We start from the raw sequence: 25,066 nt of genomic DNA on the forward strand, positions 1-25,066 counted from the left end.
CGGAGCGCAGCCCCACTCATGACCACGACGACGCCTTCACGTCGCCGCCGCCGCGCCCCCACCCGCATCGAGCGGGCGGCCGGCAAGGCCGCGGCCCTGCAAAAGCCCCGGGTGATCCTCGCCGGGCTGCTGCTGCTCGCGCTGACCAGCGTGATGCTGCTCGACGGCTATCTGCGCGCCGAGGTCGGCGGCGACCAGCGCGTGCGCACAGGGGCGAGCTCCGGCAAGGTTCCGGACAAGGTCCTCGACGGCGGCCCGATCCTCACGTTCCGGGGCGGCCGGGCCACCACCGTCTCGGTGCCGGACAAGACGATCGCGCTCACCTTCGACGACGGCCCCAACCCCACCTGGACACCGCAGGTCCTGGCGATCCTGAAGAAGTACGACATCCCTGCCACGTTCTTCGTGGTCGGCTCGATGGTCTCGCGCTATCCGTCGATCGTCGCGGACATGGTGGAAGCGGGCAACGAGGTGGGCATCCACACCTTCACCCACGTCGACCTCTCCTATCAGAGCGACGCCCGCGTCAACCGCGAGATGCAGCAGACGCAGCTCGCGCTGGCGGGCGCCGCCGGTATCACGACGACGCTGTTCCGGGCGCCGTACTCGTCGCAGACGGACGCCATCGACAACTACAGCTGGCCCGTCTACAAGAAGCTCGGCGAGGACGGCTACACGAGCGTCTTCGTCGACACCGACAGCGACGACTGGAAGCGGCCCGGCGTCTCGAAGATCGTCAAGTGGGCCACTCCGGACGACGGCGAGGGCGCGTCCGTCCTCTTCCACGACGCGGGCGGCGAGCGTTCGCAGACGATCAAGGCGCTGCCGGAGTACATCGAGAAGATGCGGGCGCAGGGGTACACCTTCACCACGATCAGCGGCGCCCTCCAGAAGGAGGAAGCGGCGAGCGGCGGTCGGGCGCAGCAGGGGCAGGGCGGTCCGAACGGGCAGATCGGCGCGGCCGGCACCGGGTCCGGCACCTCGAACCTGCAGGCCGCCCACCGTACGGCCACCGGCGCGACCCTCTACGAAGGCAAGGCCCTGATCGGGGCGGTGGCGGTCGCCGAATGGACGGTGCCGGCGCTGTCGGTCGGCCTTCTCGTCGTCGGCGTCGCCGTCATGGGCCGCTTCGGGATGATGCTGATCCTCGCCCGGCGCCACCACCGGCAGCGCAACAGGCGCCGGTTCGGCTGGGGACCGCCGGTCCGGCAACCGGTGAGCGTGATCGTCCCGGCGTACAACGAGAAGGAGTGCATCGCCAACACCCTCAAGTCGCTGGCGCGCAGCACCCATCCGATCGAGATCGTCGTGGTCGACGACGGCTCGACGGACGGCACGTCCGAGATCGCCCGCGCCGCCGCCCGTGAGCTCGGCATGACCAACGTCCGCGTCATCCGCCAGGAGAACGCGGGCAAGCCCGCCGCGCTGAACAACGGTGTGCGCAGCGCCAGTCACGACATCGTCGTGATGATGGACGGCGACACGGTCTTCGAGCCGGACACCGTACGGCAGCTGGTGCAGCCCTTCGCCGACCCCGGGGTCGGCGCGGTCGCCGGCAACGCCAAGGTCGGCAACCGCAACACCGTGATCGGTGCCTGGCAGCACATCGAGTACGTGATGGGCTTCAACCTCGACCGGCGCATGTACGACCTGCTGCGCTGTATGCCGACCATCCCCGGCGCGATCGGCGCGTTCCGCCGCGAGGCGGTCCTGGAGGTCGGCGGCATGAGCGAGGACACCCTCGCCGAGGACACCGACATCACCATCGCGATGCACCGGGCGGGCTGGCGGGTCGTCTACCAGGAGCACGCGCGCGCCTGGACCGAGGCACCCGGCTCGCCGGCGCAGCTGTGGTCGCAGCGCTACCGGTGGTCGTACGGCACCATGCAGGCGCTGTGGAAGCACCGCGGGTCGCTGACGGACAAGGGGCCCTCGGGGCGCTTCGGCCGGGTCGGCATGCCGCTCGTGGTGATCTTCCAGATCGTCACGCCGGTCTTCGCTCCGCTCATCGACGTCTTCACCGTCTACTCGATGATCTTCGTCGACTTCCGTGCGGCGCTGCTGGCCTGGCTCGCGGTGCTGGCGGTGCAACTGCTGTGCGCGGCGTATGCCTTCCGCCTGGACCGCGAGAAGTACCGCTATCTGCTGATGATGCCGCTCCAGCAGCTGGCCTACCGCCAGATGATGTACCTCGTACTGATCCACTCCTGCATCACGGCGCTGACGGGCGGCCGGCTGCGCTGGCAGAAGCTGAAGCGCACCGGCGAGGTCGGAACGCCGACGGGGGCGGGCCGATGAGCTGGGAGCGGCAGCCGGGTTATCCGCGGCAGCCGGGATACTGGCAGGAACCCTGCGCGCAGCCTGCGTATCCGCAGCCGTACGGGCCGGTGCCCGCGTACCCGCAGCCGTACGGGCCGGTGCCCGCGGATCCGCAGCCGTACGGGCCGGTGCCCGCGGATCCGCAGCCGTACGGGCCGGTGCCCGCGGATCCGCAGCCGTACGGGCCGGTGCCCGCGGATCCGCAGCCGTACGAGCAGCCGACGTACCGGCAGGGGTACGGTCAGGAGTACGGGTACCCGGCCGACGCGCAGCAGGAACCGGCGCCGCAGCCCCTGGCTCCGGCGCCTCCCGCAGCCGCCGAGGCGGAGGAGGAGAAGCCTCCGCCTCGGCCCCCGGGCCGCGACCGCTACTTCGACTCCCTGCGTGCCGTCGCCCTGATCCGCGTCGTCACCTACCACACCTTCGGGTGGCCCTGGGCGGGCATGGTCTTTCCCTCGATGGGGATCATGTTCGCCCTCGCCGGCACCCTCATGGCGAAGTCCCTGGAGCGCCCCGCGCCGAAGGTGGTCCGCGGCCGGCTGCGCCGGCTGCTGCCGCCCTTCTGGTTCTGGGGCTTCTTCGTGGTCGTGGCGATGCTGATCCACGGCTGGATGCCGGGCCGGCAGATCGTCTACTGGATCGTGCCGCTGGGCGACCCGCCGGGCAGCGCGTGGGCCGAGCAGGCCTGGGAGATCCTCTGGTACCTGCGGACGTACCTGTGGTTCGTACTGCTCTCCCCGCTGCTGCTGAAGATCTTCCGGCTGGCCCCGGTGCCGGTGCTGCTGCTCTCCCTGGCCCCGGTCCTCGTCCTCCACTTCCTGTGGGAGCCGCCGGACGACCGCCTCGGCAGCGCGCTGACCGACCTGGCCACCTTCCTGTTCTGCTGGATCCTCGGCTTCGCGCACCGCGACGGGGTACTGGCCCGCCTGAGGCCATTCGCCGTGGCCGTCCTGTCGCTCGCCGCCATCGGCTTCGCCGGCTGGTACGCCTGCACGCACCGGGCCGGGACCGGCTCGTACGACCTGGACGACATCCCGCTCGCGCAGGCCCTGTGGTCGGCCGGGTACGTGACGCTCCTGATGTGGGCGAAGTCGTACTTCGGGATCGACTTCGCATGGCTGACCCGCTTCCGGCGGACCGACCGGATCGTCACGATCTTCAACGCCCGCGCGGTGACGATCTATCTGTGGCACGAGATCGCCCTGATCCTCGCCGTCCCGCTGATCGACCGGTTCTGGAACGTGCCCGCGTTCGCGACCTACCTGCCGCTGGAGAGCCAGTGGTTCCTGTTCGGCGTCGGCTGGATCCTGATCGCCGTCTTCGTGCTGCTGTGCGGCTGGGTGGAGGACGTGGCCGGGAAGAAGAAGCCGACGCTCCTCCCCGGAGGCCGTCCTGCGAGCCCGTGGGGCCGTACTGCCACAATGGGCCCGTGACCCGCGCATCCCTGGACAAGCAGCCGCACGAAGTCGCCTCGATGTTCGACAACGTGGCGGAACGGTACGACCTGACCAACGACGTGCTGTCGCTCGGCCAGGACCGCAGATGGCGGGGGGAGGTCGCGAAGGCCGTCGACGCCCGCCCGGCGCAGAAGATCCTCGACCTGGCCGCCGGCACGGCCACCTCCTCGCTGCCGTTCGCGCGGACCGGAGCCTACGTCGTCCCCTGCGACTTCTCGCTCGGCATGCTCCAGGTCGGCAAGCGCAAGCACACCTGGCTGCCGTTCACCGCGGGGGACGCGACGAGGCTGCCGTTCAAGGACGACACCTTCGACGCCGTGACGATCTCCTTCGGGCTGCGCAACGTCCAGGACTTCGACGCCGCGCTGCGTGAGATGTACCGGGTGACGAAGCCCGGCGGCCGGGTCGTGATCTGCGAGTTCTCGCACCCGACCTGGGCGCCCTTCCGCACGGTCTACACCGAGTACCTGATGCGCGCCCTGCCGGCGGTCGCGCGCTCGGTGTCCTCGAACCCCGACGCGTACGTCTACCTCGCCGAGTCCATCCGCGCCTGGCCCGACCAGCCGGCCCTGGCCGAGCGGCTGCGCAAGGCGGGCTGGTCGAAGGTGGCGTGGCGGAACCTGACGGGCGGGGTCGTGGCCCTGCACCGGGGCTTCAAGCAGGACTGAACGCCGGGTTCAGGCCGAGCTGACCACGGGGTACGAGTCCTCTCCGGGCTCGTCGAGCTCGCGCCTGAGTCCACCCGAGGGCGGTCGCGGTATGCGCGGCTCGCGTATGCCTCCGCCGCCCTCGCCCTCGCCGAAGTCGAACCAGATGTAGACCATCGAGTCCCGCGGCACCTCGGCTCCGGGCTGGGGATACTGGCGTACGACGTAGTCGACGACGGTGAGATGGAAGTCCGGCCGGTCCGGTGTGTTCAGGACGAGGCCGTGCGACTTCGCTGCCTCGCGCGCATCCATGGCCATCAGTCCGACGAGTCTCGGAACTCGCACCTCGGGCGTTTTGGGTGTTATACGCACAGATGTCACCCCCAGCGGTACTGGAAGGGTAACCGCCTGGGGGTGCCGTCCGGAAGCTTCAAGTACCTTTCTGTAACAGTCGGTTACTCGGTGTGACGCATCCGGAATTCCTCCTCCCGGTTACCGGCTCACAGGCCGAGCCGGTAGCAGTGCGCCGTCCGCCCGGCGTCCGGGCCGGTGAACTGCTCCGCCGGCCGCATCCCCAGCCGCCGCGTCACCGCGATCGACCGCGCGTTGCCGGCGTCGACCATGGCGACCACCTCTGGCACCCCGGCCGCCCGCACCCGCTCCAGCGTCAACCGCGCGGCGGCGGTGACGTACCCCTGCCCCCAGTGCTCCCGCCCGAGCCGCCAGCCGATCTCTATCTCGCCCGTCGGACCCCACGGCCGCTCCCAGGGCTGGGCGCCCGTGAAGCCGAGGACCCGCTCCTGCTCGTCGAGCAGGGTCCACAGACAGAATCCCCGCTCGGCGTCGTGCCGGCGCTGGCGGGCGGTGAGCTCCTCGTAGACGGACAGCTCGGCGGCCCGGCCGCCGTGGAACTCCATGACGTCCGGGTGGGCGAACACCCGGTGCCACGCGAGCGCGTCCTCGTCGGTGGGCACACGCAGCCGTACTACGGGGAGAGCTCGGTTCACAGGGCAGCCCTTCAGCCGGGTGATCAATTCTGCTGAATAGACTGCCCATGTCCAGTGCCGGTCGGCACGCAGATTTCGAACCCTGGGGAGATCCAGCCGTGACCGTCGTGACCGAGCCCCACTCCTCCCCATTCACCGAGAACACCGCCGATGTGATCGTCGTGGGCGCGGGGCCGGCCGGCTCCACGACGGCGTACCACCTCGCCAAGTCCGGCCTCGACGTACTCCTGCTGGAGAAGACCGAGTTCCCGCGGGAGAAGGTCTGCGGCGACGGCCTCACCCCGCGCGCCACGAAACAGCTCGTGGCCATGGGCATCGACATCTCCGAAGAGGCCGGCTGGCTGCGCAACAAGGGACTGCGCATCATCGGCGGCGGCGTCCGCCTCCAGCTGGACTGGCCGGATCTCGCCTCCTTCCCCGACTACGGACTCGTCCGCAAGCGCGACGACTTCGACGAGCAGCTCGCCCGCCAGGCCCAGAAGGCCGGCGCCCGGCTCTACGAGCGCTGCAACGTCGGCGCCCCGATCATCGACGACCGCACCGGCCGCATCACCGGCGTCCACGCCAAGCTCGGCGAGGACAAGCGTGAGGTCACCTTCCACGCGCCCCTGGTGGTCGCCGCCGACGGCAACTCCACCCGCCTCTCCCTGGCGATGGGGCTGCACCGCCGCGAGGACCGCCCGATGGGCGTCGCGGTGCGCACGTACTTCGAGTCGCCGCGCCACGACGACGACTACCTGGAGTCCTGGCTGGAGCTGTGGGACCGCCGCGGCGCCGAGGACCGTCTGCTGCCGGGCTACGGCTGGATCTTCGGCATGGGCGACGGCACCTCGAACGTGGGCCTCGGCGTGCTCAACACCTCCGACTCCTTCAAGGAGCTGGACTGGCGCGAGGTCCTCAAGGCCTGGTGCGCCTCCATGCCGGAGGACTGGGGCTACACGCCGGAGAACATGACCGGCCCGATCCGCGGCGCCGCCCTGCCCATGGCCTTCAACCGGCAGCCGCACTACACCAAGGGCCTGCTGCTGGTCGGCGACGCCGGCGGCCTGGTGAACCCCTTCAACGGCGAAGGCATCGCCTACGCGATGGAGTCCGGCCAGATCGCCGCCGACGTCATCGTCCAGGCCCACGCCCGCCCGACCCCCGCGAGCCGCGAACTCGCCCTCCAGCGCTACCCGCGCGTCCTGAAGGACACCTACGGCGGCTACTACACGCTGGGCCGCGCCTTCGTGAAGCTCATCGGCAACCCGAAGGTCATGAAGATCGCGACCCAGCGCGGCCTGACCCACCCGATGCTGATGAAGTTCACGCTGAAGCTGCTCGCGAACCTCACGGACCCGACCGGCGGCGACGCGATGGACCGCATCATCAACGGCCTCAGTAAGGTGGCCCCGAAGGCCTGAGAGGCGGTCGGCGTCGAGGGCGTCCACAAAAATGTGATCTTGCTGTGATCCGCCTGTGGGCAACTGGCGGGCACCGGGTCAGGTCGAAGGGTGTGTGCCCGCCCGGGCACACACCCTTCGACGAGAGAGCACTCGATGACCCTCCAGTCAGTACGGCGGACCTGGCCGCTCAGATCCGTGGGGCTGCTGGCCGCCACGGGGCTGGCCGCCGTCGGTCTCGCGGGCACCGCCCTGGCCGCGGACGCGCCCCTGCCCGTGACGATCACCGGTGAGAACCGGGTCGACCTCTCGCTCGACTCCGACAACGGAGACGTCACGGAGCCCCAGGTCCAGCTGCGGTTGAACGTCCCCGGTGAGGAGTTCGAGGGCGACGGCGAGGTCCCGACCGTCTTCACCGGCGACTACAAGATCCGCATCGACGCCTCCGAACTCGCCGGCGTCGCCTCCGTGAAACTGCCCTGCGACGCCGACGGCCTCGTCGCGGTCTGCGACGGCTACGAGCTGTACGCCGGCCAGACGTACAACCGCGTCGGCGACATCCGGGTCGATGTCGACGACGACAGCGCGGCCGGCGACTTCGGCACCATCAAGGTCACCGGCGAGGGCGAGGGGCTGGACTTCACGCCGCTCGACATCGACGTGCTGGTGGGCGGCGCCGAGTTCGTCAACCGCGAGCTGTCTCTGCCCAAGGGTCTCAAGGCCGGCGGCACCTACGCGGCACCCGTGGGCCTGCGCAACAAGGGCGCCATGGACTCCGAGGGCGCGGTGCTGCGCTTCCACGGCTCCCGCGGCCTGTCCTTCCCCGACTCGTACGGCAACTGCGCCTACGCCGAAGTCACCACCGGACCCCTGCTTCAGCAGGGCACGGAGGCGATCTGCACCTTCTCCGACACCATCAAGGCGGGCACCGCGTACGCGCTGACCGAGCCCCTGAAGGTGAAGACCGCCGACTTCGCGCTGTACGACATCTTCAACTACGGCTTCAGCGCGGTCAGCCCCACCGAGGCGAAGAGCCTGCGCGAGGCCAAGGACTACCGGCCCGGCAGCGGCCCGGACCTGCAGCTGAAGGAGGTCCCCGGCGTAGACCCGGCGGACTACACGCGCTACGCCGAGCTCGACCTGCCCGCGACGAACAAGTACGACCTGGAGCTGACCGGCGCGTCGCTCAAGGGCGCGAAGGGCGACACCGTCACGGCGAAGCTCGGCTTCCGCAACAACGGCCCGGCCTGGATCAGCGCCCTGCGCTCCGGCGGCGAGCCGATCGGCTTCACGGTGGAGATCCCCGAGGGGGCCGAGGTCACCAAGGCTCCCGACGCCTGCCGGGCGACCCAGATCGCCGAGGGCACCAAGGGCTACCTCTGCTTCGTCGACACCCCGCTGCTGGAGGACGCCCGGCTGAGCTTCCCGTTCGACCTGCGCATCGAGCGGGTCGTGGAGAACGCCAAGGCGAAGGTGGCGCTGCCCGACTGGGACAACCCGTCCGAGTCCGACAAGTCCAACGACTCCGCGTGGATCGTGCTCAACGGCACCGGTCAGTCCACGAGCGGCGGCACCGGCACGTCCGACGGCGGCACGTCGAACGGCGGTACGACGGGCGGCGGTTCCTCGTCCGGCACGGACGGCGGCTCCGGCTCCTCCTCCGGCGCCACGGGGGGCGACACCTCCGGCGGTGACACGGGAACCGACACCGACGGCGGTCTGGCCCTCACCGGCGCCGGCGGCGTGACGCTGATCGCCGGTGGCGCGGTCCTCGCGCTCGGCCTGGGCGCGGGCCTCGTGTACCTGCGCCGCCGGGCCGGGCAGGGCGGCGGCACCGCCGTCTGACCCCACGCGAGTGTGCCGAAGGGTGCCGCCCCGAAGGGGGCGGCACCCTTCACGCGTCCAGAGCGCCGTGACCGTTGCGCCCTTCCGCCGTCGCGGGTTGTGAGGATGCTGTGGCGGGCGCGAAACGGCCTTCCGGCCTTGGCGGCCCCTCCCTACCCTCCGGGTCTCATGACAACAGAACACACGCACGAGCCCCAGGAGCAGACACGTCACACACCGTCCGGCCGCACCCGCAGACGCTTCCTGGCAGGCGCCGGCGCGATGGCCGGTGCCGTCGCCTTATGGCCCGCCGACAGTGCCCGGGCGGCCACGGGCAAACGCGTCGCCGTCCTCGGCGGGGGAGTCTCCGGCCTGAGCGCCGCCCACGAACTCGCCGAACGCGGCTACGCCGTCACCGTCCACGAGTACTACGACGCCCTCGGCGGCAAGGCCCGCTCGATGCCCGTCCCGGGGACGGCGGCCGGTGGCCGCGCCGACCTCCCCGCCGAACACGGCTTCCGGTTCTTCCCCGGCTTCTACCGGAACCTGCCGGACACCATGCGCCGCATCCCCGTCCCCGGCAACGCGCACGGCGTCCACGACAACCTGGTCAGCGGCACCGAGGCCCTGTTCGCCCGCTCCGGCGGCCGAGCCGACCTGCACTTCCCGCTGCGCCGCGCCACCACCCCGCCGCGCCCCGGCGACCTCACCCCCGGCTGGATCCGCGACCAGCTCCTGTCGGTGCTGGAGCTCGGCACCCGCCTGCCCGCCCACGAGGCCGCCTACTTCGCCGACCGCGTCCTGGTCCACCTCACCAGCTGCGACGCCCGCCGCGAGGAGCAGTGGGAGAAGGTCTCGTGGTGGGACTTCATCCGCGCCGAGGAGATGAGCGAGGAGTACCGGACCGTCCTCGGCATCGGCCAGACCCGCAACCTCGTCGCCACCCGCGCGGAGGTCGCCTCCACCCGGACCGTCGGCCGCGTCATCATCGAGGCCCTGCTCCTGTGGGGCCTGCTCGGCCGCGGCATGGACGGCGACGCCGACATCGACCGCGTCCTCAACGCCCCCACCAGCGAGGCCTGGATCGACCCCTGGGAGACCCACCTGCGCTCCCTCGGCGTCGAGTTCGCCCTCGGCACCCAGGTCCGCGAGGTCCAATGCGCCGACGGCCGCGTGAGCGGCGTCCGCGTCTCGGACCGCGACGGCGGCGAGGAACGTACCGTCACCGCCGACCACTACGTCTGCGCCCTCCCCGTCGAGCACGCGCGCGGCACCTGGGGCCCCGCCCTGCGCGCGGCCGACCCGCAGCTGGCACGCTGCGACGCCCTCCAGGCCGACTGGATGACCGGCGTGATGTTCTACCTCCGCACACCCACCCCGGTCGTGCACGGCCACATCAACTGCCTCGACTCGCCCTGGTCGGTGACCGGCGTCGGCCAGGCCCAGTTCTGGCCCGGACGGGACTTCTCCCGCGACTACGGCGACGGACGCGCCCAGGACTGCCTCTCCGCCATCATCTCGGAGTGGGACAAGCCGGGCATCCTGTACGGCAAGACGGCCAAGGAATGCACCGAGGAGGAGGTCGTCGCCGAACTCTGGGCCCAGTTGAAGGACGGCCTCAACGACGCCGGCAAGACGGTGCTGCGGGACGAGGACCGCCTCGGCTGGTTCATGGACCCGGCGGTGACGGGCCTGGGCGGCCCGGACCCGCAGAACCGCGAACAGCTCCTCATCCACCCCACGGGCACGCTCTACAACCGCCCCACGGCCCGTACGAGGGTCCCGAACTTCTTCCTCGCCGGCGACTACGTCCGCACCGACGTCGACCTCGCGACGATGGAGGGCGCCAACGAGTCGGCCCGCCTGGCGGTCAACGCGCTCCTGGACGCGGACCATTCGGACGCCGAGCGCTGTGAGATCCGGGAGCTGTACCGGCCCCCGGAGATGGAGCCCCTCAAACGGATCGACGCGGTGCGCCACAGGCTGGGCCTGCCCAACACCTTCGACCTCGGCTAGACATCGCGAGGGCCCCGCGAACAGGACGGAGGGGCCGCTGCCCCCGAGCGGCTGCGGCCCCATCCGTACGCCTGTGCTGTACGGCTCGTGTCAGAGCACGCGCACCGCACCCGACGCCGGGTAGCCGGACAGGTCCTGGATGACGACGCCCTTGGAAGGGTTGGCCGCGTCCAGGTACTGGCCGTTACCGATGTAGACGCCCACATGGTAGGCGGAACCCTTGCCACCCCAGTAGAGGATGTCGCCGACCTGGACCTGCGAGAGCGGAATGTCGGTGCCGGACATCGACTGGTCCTGCGAGACCCGCGGCAGGTCGACGCCGACCTGCTTGTACGCGGCCTGGACCAGGCTGGAGCAGTCCCACGCGTTGGGCCCTGTGGCACCCAGGACGTACGCGTCGCCCAGCTGCGCCTTCAGGAACGCGATGACCGTGCCGACGCTGCCGCTCGCGGGAGCGGACACGTCCGTGCCGGTGCTTGCGGAGGCGGACAGGGTGGTCCGCTCGGCGCTGCGGGAGGCGGCCTCCTCGGCGGCGGCCCGGCGGGCCTCCTCGGCCTTCTTCTTCGCCTCGGCCTTCTTCTTGGCCTCGGCGAGGTCCTTCTTGGCCTCCTTGGCGGCCGCGGCGGCGGCCGCGTCACGCTCGGCGTCGAGCTCGTAGTTCGCCGCCGCCAGCTGCGTGGCGTCGGCGGACTGGGCGAGCTGGTCCGCCAGGTCACCCGTGAGGGTGGGCAGTTCGATGGTCTGCGCCACGGGCTCGGCGGCGTGCGCCGTGGCCGCTGCGCCTGCCGCTGCCATGCTGAGGACGCCACCGGCAACTCCGGCGCGCATCGCGATCGTCGACGACGCGGTGCGGCGGGGCTTCCGGTGGCTGCGTATGTGAGCGGTGTGGGACATGAGAACAACGGGTATCAGGGGCTCCTCCATACCTTCAAGAAACGTGGGCTGCGCCACAGTTGTTCAATCGGCGGCCCGAAATTCGCCCGCGTCACCCTTTATTGACGCCGTAACGGACATTGCGGGCGCTCGCCGTCTGCCCGTGATCACGGACTTTCATCATTAAGTCCGAATTGCTCTCCGCCTACCACCTATTGGGACCGGTGGCCAAGCCCGGTTCTCATGGGTCTCTCATCGATGTGGCGGAGGTCACGCAACGGTTACGGGGTCGTGCGCGTCCGGTGCGTGAATCGCGACCACCGCCGCTCGTGAACGCGTGCACGCGTCCACATCGGCTCCCCGCTCTCCCCCTGATGTGTGAACGGGGTCCTCTAGCAACACATCCGGTCCAACGCCAATTTGCATGCAAGAGAACCCTCTTGATATTGAGACGCCCCCTCCGAGCTGCGCCGATGAGCGAAAATGTCACCTCTGGTGATCACTCGGACGCTTCTCGTGCGAAGATCACCGCTCATCCGTGTTCATGATCCTTCGTCAGGTGGTGGAGATCACAAAGCTTGTGCAATACCCCGTGTCGCAGATCACAGAGCGGCGGGCATAGGATGCGAGGCAGTTGGGCTTGTGACCTGCTTCACATGTTCTCGATCTTCGCCGGGACGAGCGGGGTTCGTGGGACCGGTGGGGCGGCTGGGAGCCCAGTGCAACCGCCAGCAGTCAGTGCCGACTGAGAGGAGCGAGGAGCGGTGAACGCCTATGCGCCCATCCTCGTACTGGGAGCCCTCGGGGCAGGCTTTGCGATCTTCTCCGTGGTCATGGCCACGCTGATCGGTCCGAAGCGGTACAACCGGGCCAAGCTCGAGGCCTATGAGTGCGGAATCGAGCCGACCCCCACGCCGGCCGGCGGCGGGCGCTTCCCGATCAAGTACTACCTGACGGCGATGCTCTTCATCATCTTCGATATCGAGATCGTCTTCCTCTACCCCTGGGCCGTCACCTTCGACTCCCTGGGGATCTTCGGGCTCGTGGAGATGTTGCTCTTCGTGCTCACCGTCTTCGTCGCGTACGCGTACGTCTGGCGGCGCGGCGGCCTGGAATGGGACTGAGGGGCCTTTAAGACATGGGACTCGAAGAAAAGCTGCCGAGCGGATTCCTGCTGACCACCGTCGAGCAGGCCGCGGGCTGGGTGCGCAAGTCGTCCGTCTTCCCGGCCACGTTCGGACTCGCCTGCTGTGCCATCGAGATGATGACCACCGGCGCCGGCCGTTACGACCTGGCGCGCTTCGGCATGGAGGTCTTCCGCGGTTCGCCCCGCCAGGCGGACCTGATGATCGTCGCCGGCCGGGTCAGCCAGAAGATGGCGCCGGTGCTCAGGCAGGTCTACGACCAGATGCCGAACCCCAAGTGGGTGATCTCCATGGGGGTCTGCGCCTCCTCGGGCGGCATGTTCAACAACTACGCGATCGTGCAGGGCGTCGACCACATCGTCCCGGTCGACATCTATCTGCCGGGCTGCCCGCCGCGGCCCGAGATGCTGATGGACGCCATTCTCAAGCTCCACCAGAAGATCCAGACCTCCAAGCTCGGCGTGAACGCCGAGGAGGCGGCCCGCGAGGCGGAGGAAGCGGCGCTCAAGGCTCTGCCCACGATCGAGATGAAGGGGCTGCTGCGGTGAGCGACGCCAACGGCACCAACGGGGCGAACGGGTCGAACGGGGTCAACCCCGAGAAGGACCTCTCCGCCTCCAACCTCCCGGGCCAGCGCGGCCAGGGCGGCGAGGAGATCCGCGTCCAGCGCGGCATGTTCGGCGCCGAGAACGGCGGCGACACCTCCGGCTACGGCGGCCTCGTCCGCTCGATCCGGCTCCCCGGCCCGGCGAGCCGCCCCTACGGAGGCTGGTTCGACGAAGTCGCCGACGAACTCGAGGGTGCGCTGGAGGAGCAGGGCCTCCTGCCCGACAACGCCATCGAGAAGACGGTCGTCGACCGGGACGAGATCACCTTCCACATCGAACGCGAGCACCTGGTCCGCGTCGCCCGCACCCTGCGCGACGACCCGGCCCTGCGCTTCGAACTGTGCACCGGGGTCAGCGGCGTCCACTACCCGAGCGACAAGGGCCGGGAACTGCACGCCGTCTACCACCTGCGCTCGATCACCCACAACCGGCTGATCCGCCTCGAAGTCAGCGCCCCCGACAGCGACCCGCACATCCCGTCGCTGGTCTCCGTCTATCCGACCAACGACTGGCACGAGCGCGAGACCTACGACTTCTTCGGCATCGTCTTCGACGGTCACCCCGCCCTGACGCGGATCATGATGCCGGACGACTGGCAGGGCCACCCGCAGCGCAAGGACTACCCCCTCGGCGGCATCCCCGTCGAGTACAAGGGCGCCCAGATCCCGGCTCCGGACCAGCGGAGGTCGTACTCGTGAGCACGCAGTCAGCATCTGCCCGTGAGACCACCGAGGGCACCGTATACACGGTCACCGGTGGCGACTGGGACGAGGTCGTCGAGGCCGCGGCCCGTGCCGACGACGAGCGCATCGTCCTCAACATGGGCCCCCAGCACCCCTCCACGCACGGAGTGCTCCGCCTGATCCTGGAGATCGACGGCGAGACCGTCACCGAAGCCCGCTGCGGCATCGGCTACCTCCACACCGGTATCGAGAAGAACCTCGAGTACCGGACCTGGACGCAGGGCACCACGTTCGTGACGCGCATGGACTACCTGACGTCCTTCTTCAACGAGACCGCCTACTGTCTCGCCGTCGAGAAGCTCCTCGGCATCGAGGACCAGATCACCGAGCGCGCCAAGATCATCCGGGTGCTCCTGATGGAGCTGAACCGGCTCTCCTCCCACCTGGTGTGCATCGCCACCGGCGGCATGGAGCTCGGCGCCACCACGATCATGATCTACGGATTCCGCGATCGTGAAATGATTCTCGACATCTACGAGCTCATCACGGGCCTGCGGATGAACCACGCGTACATCCGCCCCGGCGGACTCGCCCAGGACCTGCCGCCCGGCGCGGTGGACCAGATCCGCGAGTTCGTGAAGAAGATGAAGAAGAACCTCCCGGAGTACGACAAGCTCGCCACCGGGAACCCCATCTTCAAGGCCCGTATGCAGGACATCGGCTACCTCGACCTGGCCGGCTGCATGGCCCTCGGCGCGACGGGCCCGATCCTGCGCTCCACCGGTCTCCCGCACGACCTGCGCAAGTCGCAGCCGTACTGCGACTACGAGACCTACGACTTCGAGGTCCCGACCGCCGACACCTGCGACTCCTACGGGCGCTTCCTGATCCGCCTGGAGGAGATGCGCCAGTCGCTCGGGATCGTCGAGCAGTGCCTGGACCGGCTGCAGCCCGGCCCGGTCATGGTCGCCGACAAGAAGATCGCCTGGCCCGCCCAGCTCGCCCTGGGCCCCGACGGACTCGGCAACTCCCTCGACCACATCAAGAAGATCATGGGCACCTCCATGGAGGCCCTGATCCACCACTTCAAGCTGGTCACCGAGGGCTTCCGCGTGCCGGCGGGACAGGCGTACGCGGCCGTCGAGTCGCCCAAGGGCGAGCTCGGCGTGCACGTCGTGTCCGACGGCGGCACCCGCCCCTTCCGGGTCCACTTCCGCGACCCGTCCTTCACCAACCTGCAGGCCATGGCGGCGATGTGCGAGGGCGGCCAGGTCGCCGACGTCATCGTCGCCGTGGCGTCCATCGACCCCGTGATGGGAGGCGTCGACCGGTGACCACCTCTTCTTCCGAGCGGGGCGTCAGCCTGGGCATGCCCGCACTGCCCGCGCCCGGCTACCCGGACGACGTCCGGGCCCGGCTGGAGACCGACGCGCGCGAGATCATCGCCCGCTACCCGGACTCCCGTTCCGCCCTCCTGCCGTTGCTGCACCTCGTGCAGTCGGAGGAGGGACACGTCACGCGCACCGGCATGCAGTTCTGCGCGGACGTACTGGAACTGACCACGGCCGAGGTCACCGCGGTCGCCACCTTCTACACCATGTACCGGCGCAAGCCGAGCGGTGACTACCAGGTCGGCGTCTGCACCAACACGCTGTGCGCGGTCATGGGCGGCGACACGATCTTCGAGGAACTCCAGGAGCACCTGGGCGTCGGCAACGGCGAGACCACGGGCGACGGCAAGGTCACCCTGGAGCACATCGAGTGCAACGCCGCCTGCGACTTCGCGCCCGTCGTGATGGTCAACTGGGAGTTCTTCGACAACCAGACCCCCGAGAGCGCCAAGCGCCTCGTCGACGACCTGCGCGAGGGGCGGGAAGTGGAGCCGACGCGCGGGGCGCGGCTGTGCACCTTCAAGGAGACCGCGCGGATCCTGGCCGGCTTCCCCGACGAGCGGCCCGGGGCCGTCGAGGAGAGCGGCAGTGCGGGACCGGCCTCGCTGGTGGGTCTCCGCCTGGCCAAGGGGGAGGCCGCACCCGCGCGCGTGGTCCATCCGCGCGACGGCGGCCCGCACGACGAGCCGCAGGACAGGGCACCGCACGAGCCCTCGCCGACCGAGCACCTCAGTTCGCACGACGCGCCGCATGAGACGTCGGCATCCGACCCCGCCCACCCGGCAGGGCCTGTCGCCGAGGAGGGGGAGTGATGACATTGGCACCAGAGCTGAAGGAAAACAGCCCCGAGAAGCTGCTCGCACCCGTGCTGTCGGCCTTCTGGGACGAGGACAGGTCCTGGACGCTGGACGTCTACCGCAGGCACGAAGGGTACGAGGGGCTCCGCAAGGCGCTCGCCATGTCGCCGGACGACCTGATCGCGTACGTCAAGGACTCCGGTCTGCGCGGGCGCGGCGGCGCGGGATTCCCGACGGGAATGAAATGGCAGTTCATTCCCCAGGGTGATGGAAAACCGCACTATCTAGTTGTCAACGCCGACGAATCGGAGCCCGGAACCTGCAAGGACATTCCGCTCCTCTTCGCGAACCCGCACAGCCTCATCGAGGGCATCGTCATCGCGTGTTACGCCATCAGGTCTTCGCATGCCTTCATCTATCTGCGTGGTGAAGTCGTCCCCGTTCTGCGGCGGTTGCACGAGGCCGTGCGCGAGGCCTACGCGGCCGGCTTCCTCGGCGAGAACATCCTCGGCAGTGGGCTGAATCTCGAACTCACCGTGCACGCCGGCGCCGGCGCGTACATCTGCGGTGAGGAGACAGCACTGCTCGACTCGCTCGAAGGCCGCCGTGGACAACCGCGGCTGCGTCCCCCCTTCCCCGCGGTGGCAGGTCTCTACGCCTGCCCGACTGTTGTGAACAACGTCGAGTCGATCGCGTCGGTTCCCGCGATCCTGCACCGCGGCAAAGAATGGTTCCGCTCGATGGGCAGCGAGAAGTCCCCGGGCTTCACGCTCTACTCGCTCAGCGGCCACGTCGCCAGCCCCGGCCAGTACGAGGCCCCGCTCGGCGTCACCCTGCGCCAGCTCCTTGAGATGAGCGGCGGCATGCGCCCCGGCCACCGCCTGAAGTTCTGGACGCCGGGCGGCTCCTCGACGCCGATGTTCACCGACGAGCACCTCGACGTCCCCCTCGACTACGAGGGCGTCGGCGCCGCCGGCTCCATGCTCGGCACCAAGGCGCTCCAGTGCTTCGACGAGACGACCTGCGTCGTCCGCGCCGTCACCCGCTGGACCGAGTTCTACGCCCACGAGTCCTGCGGCAAGTGCACGCCCTGCCGCGAGGGCACGTACTGGCTCGTGCAGTTGCTGCGCGACATCGAGGCCGGCAAGGGCGTCATGAGCGACCTCGACAAGCTGAACGACATCGCCGACAACATCAACGGCAAGTCCTTCTGCGCCCTCGGCGACGGCGCCGCCTCGCCGATCTTCTCCTCGCTGAAGTACTTCCGCGAGGAGTACGAGCAGCACATCACGGGCCGTGGCTGCCCCTTCGACCCGGCCAAGTCGACGGTCTGGGCCGACTCCCGCACGGAGGTGAACGCATGACCGTGACCACCAACGCTCCCTCGGGCGGGGGAGAGGCGGCGGTCCCGCCGGAAGATCTCGTCTCGCTGACCATCGACGGCGTCGAGATCAGCGTGCCCAAGGGCACCCTGGTCATCCGCGCCGCCGAACAGCTCGGCATCGAGATCCCCCGCTTCTGCGACCACCCCCTCCTGGACCCGGCCGGCGCCTGCCGGCAGTGCATCGTCGAGGTCGAGGGCCAGCGCAAGCCGATGGCGTCCTGCACGATCACGTGCACCGACGGCATGGTCGTCAAGACGCACCTCACCTCGCCGGTCGCCGAGAAGGCCCAGCACGGTGTGATGGAGCTCCTCCTCATCAACCACCCGCTGGACTGCCCGGTCTGCGACAAGGGCGGCGAGTGCCCGCTCCAGAACCAGGCGATGTCGCACGGCCAGGCCGAGTCCCGCTTCGAGGGACGCAAGCGGACCTACGAGAAGCCCGTCCCGATCTCCACGCAGGTGCTGCTCGACCGCGAGCGGTGCGTGCTGTGCGCCCGCTGCACCCGGTTCTCCAACCAGATCGCGGGCGACCCGATGATCGAACTCCTGGAGCGGGGCGCGCTCCAGCAGGTCGGCACCGGTGAGGGCGACCCGTTCGAGTCGTACTTCTCCGGCAACACCATCCAGATCTGCCCGGTCGGCGCGCTCACCTCGGCGGCGTACCGGTTCCGCTCCCGCCCCTTCGACCTCGTCTCCTCGCCGTCGGTGTGCGAGCACTGCTCCGGCGGCTGCGCGACGCGCACCGACCACCGGCGCGGCAAGGTCATGCGACGCCTCGCGGCCAACGACCCCGAGGTCAACGAGGAGTGGATGTGCGACAAGGGCCGGTTCGGCTTCCGCTACGCACAGCAGCGCGACCGGCTCCAGACGCCGCTCGTGCGCAACGCGGAGGGTGAGCTTGAGCCGGCCTCCTGGCCGGAGGCGCTCCAGATCGCCGCGCAGGGCCTGCTCGCCTCGCGCGGTCGCACCGGCGTGCTGACCGGCGGCCGGCTGACCGTCGAGGACGCCTACGCGTACAGCAAGTTCGCGCGCGTGGCGCTCGACACCAACGACGTCGACTTCCGCGCGCGCGTGCACAGCGGCGAGGAGGCCGACTTCCTCGCCGCGCGGGTCGCCGGTCACGGCCGTGACCTCGACGGCAAGGGCGCCACGTACACCTCCCTGGAGAAGGCACCGGCCGTCCTGCTGGTCGGGTTCGAGGCCGAGGAGGAGGCGCCCGGGATCTTCCTGCGGCTGCGCAAGGCCTGGCGCGGACACGGCCAGAAGGTCTTCTCGCTCGCCACGCACGCGACACGCGGCCTGGAGAAGGCCGGCGGCACGCTGCTGCCGGCGGCTCCCGGCACCGAGACCGAGTGGCTGGACGCGCTCGCGAGCGGCGTCGGCCTGGACGAGGCCGGCGCGCAGGCGTCCGGGGCGCTGCGCACCGAGGGCTCGGTGATCGTCGTCGGTGAGCGGCTGGCCGCCGTGGCGGGCGGGCTCACCGCCGCCGTACGGGCCGCGACCGCGACCGGCGCCGAGCTGGTGTGGATCCCGCGCCGGGCGGGGGAGCGCGGCGCCGTCGAGGCGGGCGCGCTGCCGTCGCTGCTGCCGGGTGGGCGTCCCGCGACCGACCCACGCGCGCGTGAGCAGGTCGCCGCCGTCTGGGGGGTGGCCGAACTCCCGCTGCGCTACGGCCGCGACACCGGTCAGATCGTCGAGGCCGCCGCGACCGGCGAACTCCAGGCCCTGCTGGTCGCGGGCGTCGAGGTCGCCGACCTGCCCGACCCGGCACGCGCGCGTGAGGCGCTCGGCGAGGTCGGCTTCGTGGTGTCGCTGGAACTGCGGCCCGGCGAGGTGACCGAGCTCGCCGATGTCGTGCTGCCGGTCGCCGCGGTCGCCGAGAAGGCCGGCACCTTCCTCAACTGGGAAGGCCGGGTGCGCTTCTTCGAGGCCGCGCTCAAGCCCGACCAGATGACGCGCCGCCTGGCCCCGACCGACGCGCGCGTCCTGCAGATGCTCGCCGACGCCATGGACGTACACCTGGGCCTGCCGGATCTGCGCACCACGCGCGCGGAGATCGACCGGCTCGGCGCCTGGGACGGGCCGCGGGCCACCGAACCCCTCCAGACCGGGGCCCAGCTGCCGCGGCCGGCCGCCGGTGAGGCCGTACTCGCCGGGCACCGGCTGCTGCTCGACCAGGGCCGCCTCCAGGAGGGCGACGAGGCCCTCGCCGGCACCCGGCACGCCGCCCACGCGCGCGTGTCGGCCGCCACCGCCGCCGAGGCCGGTGTGAAGGACGGCGACGTCCTCGCGGTCACCGGCGCCGCCGGAACCGTGGAACTGCCGCTGCAGATCACCGAGATGCCCGACCGGGTGGTGTGGCTCCCGCTGAACTCCGTGGGCGCCGGCGTCGCCTCCGACTCCGGGGCGCTGCCCGGCTCACTCGTCCGCATCGGCCCGGCGACCCTCGCGTCCGAGGCCCCCGAGGAGGTGGAGGCATGAGCCCTTTCCTCGCCGCTGAAGACCTCTCGATGTTCGGCCGCGACCCCTGGTGGCTGGTCGTCGTCAAGGCGGTGTTCTGCTTCGCGTTCCTGATGGTGACGGTGCTGTTCTCCATCGTCTGGGAGCGCAAGGTCGTCGCCTGGATGCAGCTGCGCATCGGGCCCAACCGGCACGGCCCCTGGGGCATGCTCCAGTCGCTCGCCGACGGCATCAAGCTGATGCTGAAGGAAGACGTCATCGTCAAGCGCGCGGACAAAATCGTCTACGTCCTCGCGCCGATCGTCGCGGCCATCCCGGCCTTCATGGCGATCGCGGTGATCCCCTTCGGTCCGGCCGGCAACGAGATCTCGATCTTCGGCCAGCGCACCACGATGCAGCTCACCGACCTGCCGATCGCGATGCTCTACATCCTCGCGGTCGCCTCGGTGGGCATCTACGGCATCGTGCTCGCGGGCTGGAGCTCCGGATCCACCTACCCGCTGCTCGGCGGCCTGCGCTCCTGCGCGCAGATGATCTCCTACGAGATCGCGATGGGCGCCGCCTTCGCCTCGGTGTTCCTCTACTCCGGTTCGATGTCGACCTCGGCGATCGTCGAGGCGCAGCAGGACCGCTGGTACATCGTCCTGCTGCCGGTCTCCTTCATCATCTACATCGTCACGATGGTCGGTGAGACCAACCGCGCCCCGTTCGACATGCCGGAGTCCGAGGGCGACCTGGTGGGCGGCTTCAACACCGAGTACTCGTCGATCAAGTTCGCGATGTTCATGCTCGCCGAGTACGTGAACATGGTGACGGTCTCGGCGGTGTCGGTGACGCTCTTCCTGGGCGGCTGGCGGGCCCCGTATCCGGTCAGCACCTTCTGGGAAGGCGCCAACCACGGCTGGTGGCCGCTTCTCTGGTTCGTGATCAAGGTCCAGCTGCTGCTGTTCTTCTTCATCTGGCTGCGCGGCACGCTCCCGCGCGTGCGCTACGACCAGCTGATGAAGCTCGGCTGGAAGGTCCTCATCCCGGTCTCCGTCGTCTGGCTGATGCTCGTCGCGACCGTGCGGAGTCTGCGGAACGAGGGCTACGACTTCGCCGACATCGCCCTTTACGTCGCCGGTGGCGTCCTCGCGCTGCTCCTGCTCTCCTTCATCGCCGACATGTTCCGTGAGAAGGCGAAGGGTGCCGAGGGGGCCGCCGAGGAACCGGCTTCGTTCGACGCGATGGCGGGCGGTTTCCCCGTACCGCCGCTGCCGGGGCAGGAGTTGCCTCCGGTGCCCCGCCGCAGCTCACGCCGCGAGCGGGAGCTGATTGTCAGTGGTGGGCCCGATACTCAGAGTGACGGATCTCTGGATGGAAAGGAGGCGTCCGATGGCTGAGGAACCCAAGGAGACCAAGCCCGGTTTCATGAACCCCGTCGCAGGCTTCGGCGTGACCTTCAAGGCCATGTTCAAGAAGCGGCTGACCGAGCAGTACCCGGAGCAGCAGAAGACCACAGCCCCGCGCTTCCACGGACGGCACCAGCTCAACCGCCATCCGGACGGCCTGGAGAAGTGCGTCGGCTGCGAGCTGTGCGCCTGGGCCTGCCCCGCCGACGCCATCTATGTCGAGGGCGCCGACAACACCGAAGAGGAGCGCTACTCGCCGGGCGAGCGGTACGGCCGCGTCTACCAGATCAACTACGCCCGCTGCATCCTGTGCGGTCTGTGCATCGAGGCGTGCCCCACGCGCGCGCTCACGATGACCAACGAGTTCGAGCTCGCGGACTCCAGCCGTGCCAACCTCATCTACACCAAGGAGCAACTGCTCGCCGGTCTCGAGGACGGCATGGTCGACACGCCCCACGCCATCTACCCGGGAACCGACGAGCAGGACTACTACCGCGGCCTGGTGACCGAGGCCGCCCCCGGTACGGAGCGCCAGGCCGCTGCCTCCAAGGGCGAACGGCATCACTTGGCAGGCCCATCGGGCGCGGCCGAAGACGAGGAGGTGGACGCATGAGCGCGCAGCTCGCCGCCTACTCCACCTCCACCGGAGAGGCCGTCCAGTTCTGGATGCTCGGCACCGTCGCCGTCATCGGCGCGCTGTGCACCGTGTTCATGAAGAAGGCGGTGCACAGCGCGCTGTGCCTGGCCGGGACCATGATCGTCCTGGCGGTCTTCTACCTCGCCAACGGTGCCTACTTCCTGGGCATCGTGCAGATCGTCGTCTACACCGGCGCGATCATGATGCTGTTCCTGTTCGTGGTGATGCTGGTCGGCGTGACGGCTGCGGACTCCCTGAAGGAGACCATCAAGGGCCAGCGCTGGCTGGCCCTTCTCTGCGGGCTCGGCTTCGGCATTCTGCTGATCGCGGGCATCGGGAACGCCTCCGTCACGGAGTTCAACGGCCTCGCCCAGGCGAACGCGAACGGCAACGTGGAGGGCCTCGCCACCCTCATCTTCACCAAGTACGTCTTCGCCTTCGAGATCACCGGCGCCCTGCTGATCACGGCCGCCGTCGGTGCCATGGTGCTCACGCACCGCGAGCGCACCGAGCGTGCCAAGACCCAGCGCGAGCTGTCCGAGGAGCGCGTCCGCGAAGGCAAGCACGTGCCGCCGCTGCCGGCCCCCGGTGTCTACGCCCGCCACAACGCCGTGGACATCGCGGGCCTGCTGCCCGACGGCACCCCCTCCGACCTCACGGTCAGCAAGACGCTGCGTGAGCGCGGCCAGATCCGCGACGTGTCCAGCGAGGCGCTCAACGACCTGCGGGCGCTGGAGCAGCGGGCCGAGGAGCGGCTGGAGCGCACCGCCATCGAGCCGTCGACCTTCAAGCGGGCAGAGGAGGCGTCGAAGTGAACCCGGTCAACTACATCTATCTCGCGGCCCTGTTGTTCACGATCGGTGCCACCGGCGTGCTGATCAGGCGCAACGCGATCGTCGTGTTCATGTGCGTGGAGCTCATGCTCAACGCCTGCAACCTGACGCTCGTCGCCTTCTCCCGGATGCACGGCAATCTCGACGGCCAGATCATCGCGTTCTTCACGATGGTCGTCGCCGCCGCGGAGGTCGTCGTCGGGCTCGCGATCATCGTGTCGCTGTTCCGTTCCCGGCACTCGGCCTCGGTCGACGACGCCAGCCTGATGAAGCTCTGAGGGGTCGGAAGAAACGTGGAGAACCTGATTGCGCTGCTGATCGCGGCGCCCCTGCTCGGAGCGGCCGTACTGTTGTGCGGCGGCCGGCGGCTCGACGCCGTCGGCCAGTGGATCGGCACGCTCCTGTCGTTCGCCTCCTTCGCCTTCGGCGTGGTCCTCTTCGCCGACCTGCTGGGCAAGGACCCCGAACAACGGACCCTCACCCAGCACCTGTTCAGCTGGATCCAGGTCGAGAGCTTCCAGGCGGACGTCGCCTTTCGCCTGGACCAGCTGTCGATGACGTTCGTGCTGCTGATCACCGGCGTCGGCTCGCTGATCCACCTGTACTCGATCGGGTACATGGAGCACGACGAGCGGCGCCGCCGCTTCTTCGGCTATCTGAACCTGTTCCTCGCGGCGATGCTGCTGCTGGTCCTCGCCGACAACTACCTGCTGCTGTACGTCGGCTGGGAGGGCGTCGGTCTCGCGTCGTACCTGCTGATCGGCTTCTGGCAGCACAAGCCCAGCGCCGCCACGGCCGCGAAGAAGGCCTTCCTGGTCAACCGGGTCGGCGACATGGGCCTGTCGATCGCGATCATGCTGATGTTCTTCTGGTTCGGCACCTTCGCCTTCGGGCCGCTGCTCGGCGGCGAGGGGGAGCCCGGCCTGGCTGCCGACGCGAGCGAGGGCAAGCTCACCGCGATCGGTCTGATGCTGCTGCTGGCCGCGTGCGGCAAGTCCGCCCAGGTGCCGCTCCAGTCCTGGCTCGGGGACGCGATGGAGGGCCCGACCCCGGTCTCGGCCCTCATCCACGCCGCGACGATGGTGACCGCGGGCGTCTACCTGATCGTGCGCTCCGGGGCCATCTTCAACGCCGCGCCCGACGCGCAGCTGGTCGTCACCGTCGTCGGCGCCGTCACGCTCCTGTTCGGTGCGATCGTCGGTTGCGCGAAGGACGACATCAAGAAGGCGCTGGCCGGCTCGACCATGTCGCAGATCGGCTACATGGTCCTCGCCGCGGGCCTCGGCCCCATCGGCTACGTCTTCGCGATCATGCACCTGGTGACGCACGGTTTCTTCAAGGCCGGGCTGTTCCTCGGTGCCGGTTCGGTCATGCACGGCATGAACGACGAGGTCGACATGCGCAGGTACGGCGGTCTGCGCAAGTACATGCCGGTCACCTTCGTGACGTTCGGTCTCGGCTACCTCGCGATCATCGGCTTCCCCGGTCTGTCCGGCTTCTTCTCCAAGGACAAGATCATCGAGGCGGCGTTCGCCAAGGGCGGCACCGAGGGCTGGATCCTCGGCGGCTGCGCACTGCTGGGCGCCGCGATCACGGCGTTCTACATGACCCGCGTGATGCTGATGACGTTCTTCGGCGAGAAGCGCTGGCAGCCGGACGAGAACGGCAACGAACCGCACCCGCACGAGTCGCCGAAGATCATGACGATCCCGATGATCGTGCTGGCCGTCGGGTCGGTCGCCGCCGGTGCGTTCTTCAGCATCGGCGACCGCTTCATCCACTGGCTGGAGCCCATCACCGGTCACGACCACGGCCACGCGCCGCTCAGCGCGGGAGTCATCACCGGCGCGACCGTCGCGTGCATGGTCATCGGCGTCGCCATCGCCTACGGCCAGTACGGCCGCCGCCCGGTCCCGGCCGCCGCCCCGCGCGGGTCGGTTCTCACCCGGGCCGCCCGGCGCGACCTGTACCAGGACGACTTCAACCACGTCGTCCTCGTCCGCGGCGGCGAGCACCTCACGCGGTCCCTGGTGTACGTCGACCACACCCTGGTCGACGGCGTCGTCAACGGCACGGCAGCCTCGGTCGGCGGCCTGTCCGGACGGATGCGCAGGCTCCAGAACGGCTTCGTGCGGTCGTACGCGGTCTCGATGTTCGGAGGTGTGGCGATCCTCATCGCCGCGACCCTGCTGATGAGGGCGGTCTGATACCG

Annotated in this window: 21 protein-coding genes; 18 read left to right on the forward strand and 3 right to left on the reverse strand. The window is 69.5% G+C overall.

Annotation, left to right across the window (positions count from 1 at the left end):
- Positions 1-18 precede the first annotated feature (18 nt).
- From AC3ETA_RS14895 to AC3ETA_RS14905, 3 genes are read left to right on the forward strand one after another with little or no spacing between them, the layout of a single operon-like run.
- The gene (locus tag AC3ETA_RS14895; protein WP_432193360.1) at positions 19-2,298 is read left to right on the forward strand and encodes a bifunctional polysaccharide deacetylase/glycosyltransferase family 2 protein; all 2,280 of its coding nucleotides are present in this window, start codon (positions 19-21) and stop codon (positions 2,296-2,298) included.
- Positions 2,295-3,752 (forward strand): acyltransferase family protein, encoded by a 1,458-nt coding sequence (locus tag AC3ETA_RS14900; RefSeq protein WP_432193361.1) that lies wholly within the window; start codon positions 2,295-2,297, stop codon positions 3,750-3,752. The genes AC3ETA_RS14895 and AC3ETA_RS14900 overlap by 4 nt, the downstream gene beginning before the upstream one ends.
- A complete protein-coding gene (locus AC3ETA_RS14905) occupies positions 3,749-4,444 on the forward strand; it encodes a demethylmenaquinone methyltransferase (RefSeq protein WP_432193362.1) in 696 nt (231 codons plus the stop codon). The genes AC3ETA_RS14900 and AC3ETA_RS14905 overlap by 4 nt, the downstream gene beginning before the upstream one ends.
- Before the next feature lie 9 nt (positions 4,445-4,453).
- On the opposite strand, the gene AC3ETA_RS14910 is transcribed toward AC3ETA_RS14905, so the two are convergent.
- Together AC3ETA_RS14910 and AC3ETA_RS14915 are read right to left on the reverse strand one after the other, a co-directional pair.
- A complete protein-coding gene (locus AC3ETA_RS14910) occupies positions 4,454-4,768 on the reverse strand; it encodes a PASTA domain-containing protein (RefSeq protein WP_432193363.1) in 315 nt (104 codons plus the stop codon).
- A 155-nt stretch (positions 4,769-4,923) separates the two neighbouring features.
- The gene (locus AC3ETA_RS14915) at positions 4,924-5,457 is read right to left on the reverse strand and encodes a GNAT family N-acetyltransferase (protein WP_432193364.1); all 534 of its coding nucleotides are present in this window, start codon (positions 5,455-5,457) and stop codon (positions 4,924-4,926) included.
- Between the two features lie 71 nt (positions 5,458-5,528).
- On the opposite strand from AC3ETA_RS14915, the gene AC3ETA_RS14920 reads away from it, so the two are divergent.
- From AC3ETA_RS14920 to AC3ETA_RS14930, 3 genes are all read left to right on the forward strand, one after another.
- A complete protein-coding gene (locus AC3ETA_RS14920) occupies positions 5,529-6,833 on the forward strand; it encodes a geranylgeranyl reductase family protein (RefSeq protein WP_432193365.1) in 1,305 nt (434 codons plus the stop codon).
- A gap of 135 nt (positions 6,834-6,968) precedes the next feature.
- A complete protein-coding gene (locus AC3ETA_RS14925) occupies positions 6,969-8,657 on the forward strand; it encodes a hypothetical protein (protein ID WP_432193366.1) in 1,689 nt (562 codons plus the stop codon).
- Between the two features lie 168 nt (positions 8,658-8,825).
- Positions 8,826-10,652: a hydroxysqualene dehydroxylase gene (locus AC3ETA_RS14930; RefSeq protein WP_432193367.1), complete on the forward strand. Its 1,827-nt coding sequence runs from the start codon at positions 8,826-8,828 to the stop codon at positions 10,650-10,652.
- A 90-nt stretch (positions 10,653-10,742) separates the two neighbouring features.
- Here AC3ETA_RS14930 and AC3ETA_RS14935 read toward each other — a convergent pair whose 3' ends face one another.
- Positions 10,743-11,576 carry a C40 family peptidase gene (locus AC3ETA_RS14935; protein ID WP_432193368.1) on the reverse strand — a complete coding sequence of 278 codons (834 nt, stop codon included), beginning with the start codon at positions 11,574-11,576 and terminating at the stop codon, positions 10,743-10,745.
- A gap of 713 nt (positions 11,577-12,289) precedes the next feature.
- Here AC3ETA_RS14935 and AC3ETA_RS14940 point away from each other — a divergent pair.
- Genes AC3ETA_RS14940 through nuoL form a run of 12 tightly spaced genes read left to right on the forward strand, consistent with a single transcriptional unit; the run spans position 12,290 to position 25,061 of the window.
- Positions 12,290-12,649, forward strand: coding sequence for an NADH-quinone oxidoreductase subunit A (locus AC3ETA_RS14940; RefSeq protein WP_030950624.1), 360 nt, complete (start codon positions 12,290-12,292; stop codon positions 12,647-12,649).
- Between the two features lie 14 nt (positions 12,650-12,663).
- Positions 12,664-13,218, forward strand: a complete 555-nt coding sequence (locus AC3ETA_RS14945) for a NuoB/complex I 20 kDa subunit family protein (RefSeq protein ID WP_010041554.1) — start codon at positions 12,664-12,666, stop codon at positions 13,216-13,218.
- Positions 13,215-13,976 carry an NADH-quinone oxidoreductase subunit C gene (locus AC3ETA_RS14950; RefSeq protein ID WP_381516788.1) on the forward strand — a complete coding sequence of 254 codons (762 nt, stop codon included), beginning with the start codon at positions 13,215-13,217 and terminating at the stop codon, positions 13,974-13,976. The genes AC3ETA_RS14945 and AC3ETA_RS14950 overlap by 4 nt, the downstream gene beginning before the upstream one ends.
- Positions 13,973-15,295 (forward strand): NADH-quinone oxidoreductase subunit D, encoded by a 1,323-nt coding sequence (locus AC3ETA_RS14955; RefSeq protein WP_432193369.1) that lies wholly within the window; start codon positions 13,973-13,975, stop codon positions 15,293-15,295. Before AC3ETA_RS14950 ends, AC3ETA_RS14955 begins: the two co-directional genes overlap by 4 nt.
- Positions 15,292-16,164: an NADH-quinone oxidoreductase subunit NuoE gene (gene nuoE, locus AC3ETA_RS14960; protein ID WP_432193370.1), complete on the forward strand. Its 873-nt coding sequence runs from the start codon at positions 15,292-15,294 to the stop codon at positions 16,162-16,164. The genes AC3ETA_RS14955 and nuoE overlap by 4 nt, the downstream gene beginning before the upstream one ends.
- Positions 16,164-17,513, forward strand: a complete 1,350-nt coding sequence (gene nuoF, locus AC3ETA_RS14965) for an NADH-quinone oxidoreductase subunit NuoF (RefSeq protein ID WP_432193371.1) — start codon at positions 16,164-16,166, stop codon at positions 17,511-17,513. Before nuoE ends, nuoF begins: the two co-directional genes overlap by 1 nt.
- Entirely contained in the window at positions 17,510-20,014 is a 2,505-nt protein-coding gene (locus AC3ETA_RS14970) for an NADH-quinone oxidoreductase subunit G (RefSeq protein WP_432193372.1), read from the forward strand. The genes nuoF and AC3ETA_RS14970 overlap by 4 nt, the downstream gene beginning before the upstream one ends.
- Entirely contained in the window at positions 20,011-21,375 is a 1,365-nt protein-coding gene (gene nuoH / locus AC3ETA_RS14975) for an NADH-quinone oxidoreductase subunit NuoH (RefSeq protein ID WP_432193373.1), read from the forward strand. Before AC3ETA_RS14970 ends, nuoH begins: the two co-directional genes overlap by 4 nt.
- Entirely contained in the window at positions 21,368-21,997 is a 630-nt protein-coding gene (gene nuoI / locus AC3ETA_RS14980; RefSeq protein ID WP_432193374.1) for an NADH-quinone oxidoreductase subunit NuoI, read from the forward strand. The genes nuoH and nuoI overlap by 8 nt, the downstream gene beginning before the upstream one ends.
- Entirely contained in the window at positions 21,994-22,836 is an 843-nt protein-coding gene (locus AC3ETA_RS14985; protein WP_432193375.1) for an NADH-quinone oxidoreductase subunit J, read from the forward strand. Before nuoI ends, AC3ETA_RS14985 begins: the two co-directional genes overlap by 4 nt.
- Complete coding sequence (gene nuoK / locus AC3ETA_RS14990; RefSeq protein ID WP_030946392.1) at positions 22,833-23,132, forward strand: NADH-quinone oxidoreductase subunit NuoK; 300 nt, start codon at positions 22,833-22,835, stop codon at positions 23,130-23,132. Before AC3ETA_RS14985 ends, nuoK begins: the two co-directional genes overlap by 4 nt.
- A 15-nt stretch (positions 23,133-23,147) precedes the next feature.
- Entirely contained in the window at positions 23,148-25,061 is a 1,914-nt protein-coding gene (gene nuoL, locus AC3ETA_RS14995) for an NADH-quinone oxidoreductase subunit L (RefSeq protein WP_432193376.1), read from the forward strand.
- Positions 25,062-25,066: the final 5 nt, after the last annotated feature.

The organism is Streptomyces sp. bgisy027 (assembly GCF_057710365.1).

What these genes read in the sequence shown, in the direction of transcription:
- AC3ETA_RS14935 (WP_432193368.1), bottom strand. Translation starts at nt 11,576, where the DNA reads ATGGAGGAGCCCCTGATACCCGTTGTTCTCATGTCCCACACCGCTCAC.
- AC3ETA_RS14985 (WP_432193375.1), top strand. Translation starts at nt 21,994, where the DNA reads ATGAGCGCGCAGCTCGCCGCCTACTCCACCTCCACCGGAGAGGCCGTC.
- nuoF (WP_432193371.1), top strand. Translation starts at nt 16,164, where the DNA reads ATGACATTGGCACCAGAGCTGAAGGAAAACAGCCCCGAGAAGCTGCTC.
- nuoH (WP_432193373.1), top strand. Translation starts at nt 20,011, where the DNA reads ATGAGCCCTTTCCTCGCCGCTGAAGACCTCTCGATGTTCGGCCGCGAC.
- AC3ETA_RS14925 (WP_432193366.1), top strand. Translation starts at nt 6,969, where the DNA reads ATGACCCTCCAGTCAGTACGGCGGACCTGGCCGCTCAGATCCGTGGGG.
- nuoI (WP_432193374.1), top strand. Translation starts at nt 21,368, where the DNA reads ATGGCTGAGGAACCCAAGGAGACCAAGCCCGGTTTCATGAACCCCGTC.
- AC3ETA_RS14970 (WP_432193372.1), top strand. Translation starts at nt 17,510, where the DNA reads ATGACCGTGACCACCAACGCTCCCTCGGGCGGGGGAGAGGCGGCGGTC.
- AC3ETA_RS14895 (WP_432193360.1), top strand. Translation starts at nt 19, where the DNA reads ATGACCACGACGACGCCTTCACGTCGCCGCCGCCGCGCCCCCACCCGC.
- AC3ETA_RS14930 (WP_432193367.1), top strand. Translation starts at nt 8,826, where the DNA reads ATGACAACAGAACACACGCACGAGCCCCAGGAGCAGACACGTCACACA.
- AC3ETA_RS14900 (WP_432193361.1), top strand. Translation starts at nt 2,295, where the DNA reads ATGAGCTGGGAGCGGCAGCCGGGTTATCCGCGGCAGCCGGGATACTGG.
- AC3ETA_RS14945 (WP_010041554.1), top strand. Translation starts at nt 12,664, where the DNA reads ATGGGACTCGAAGAAAAGCTGCCGAGCGGATTCCTGCTGACCACCGTC.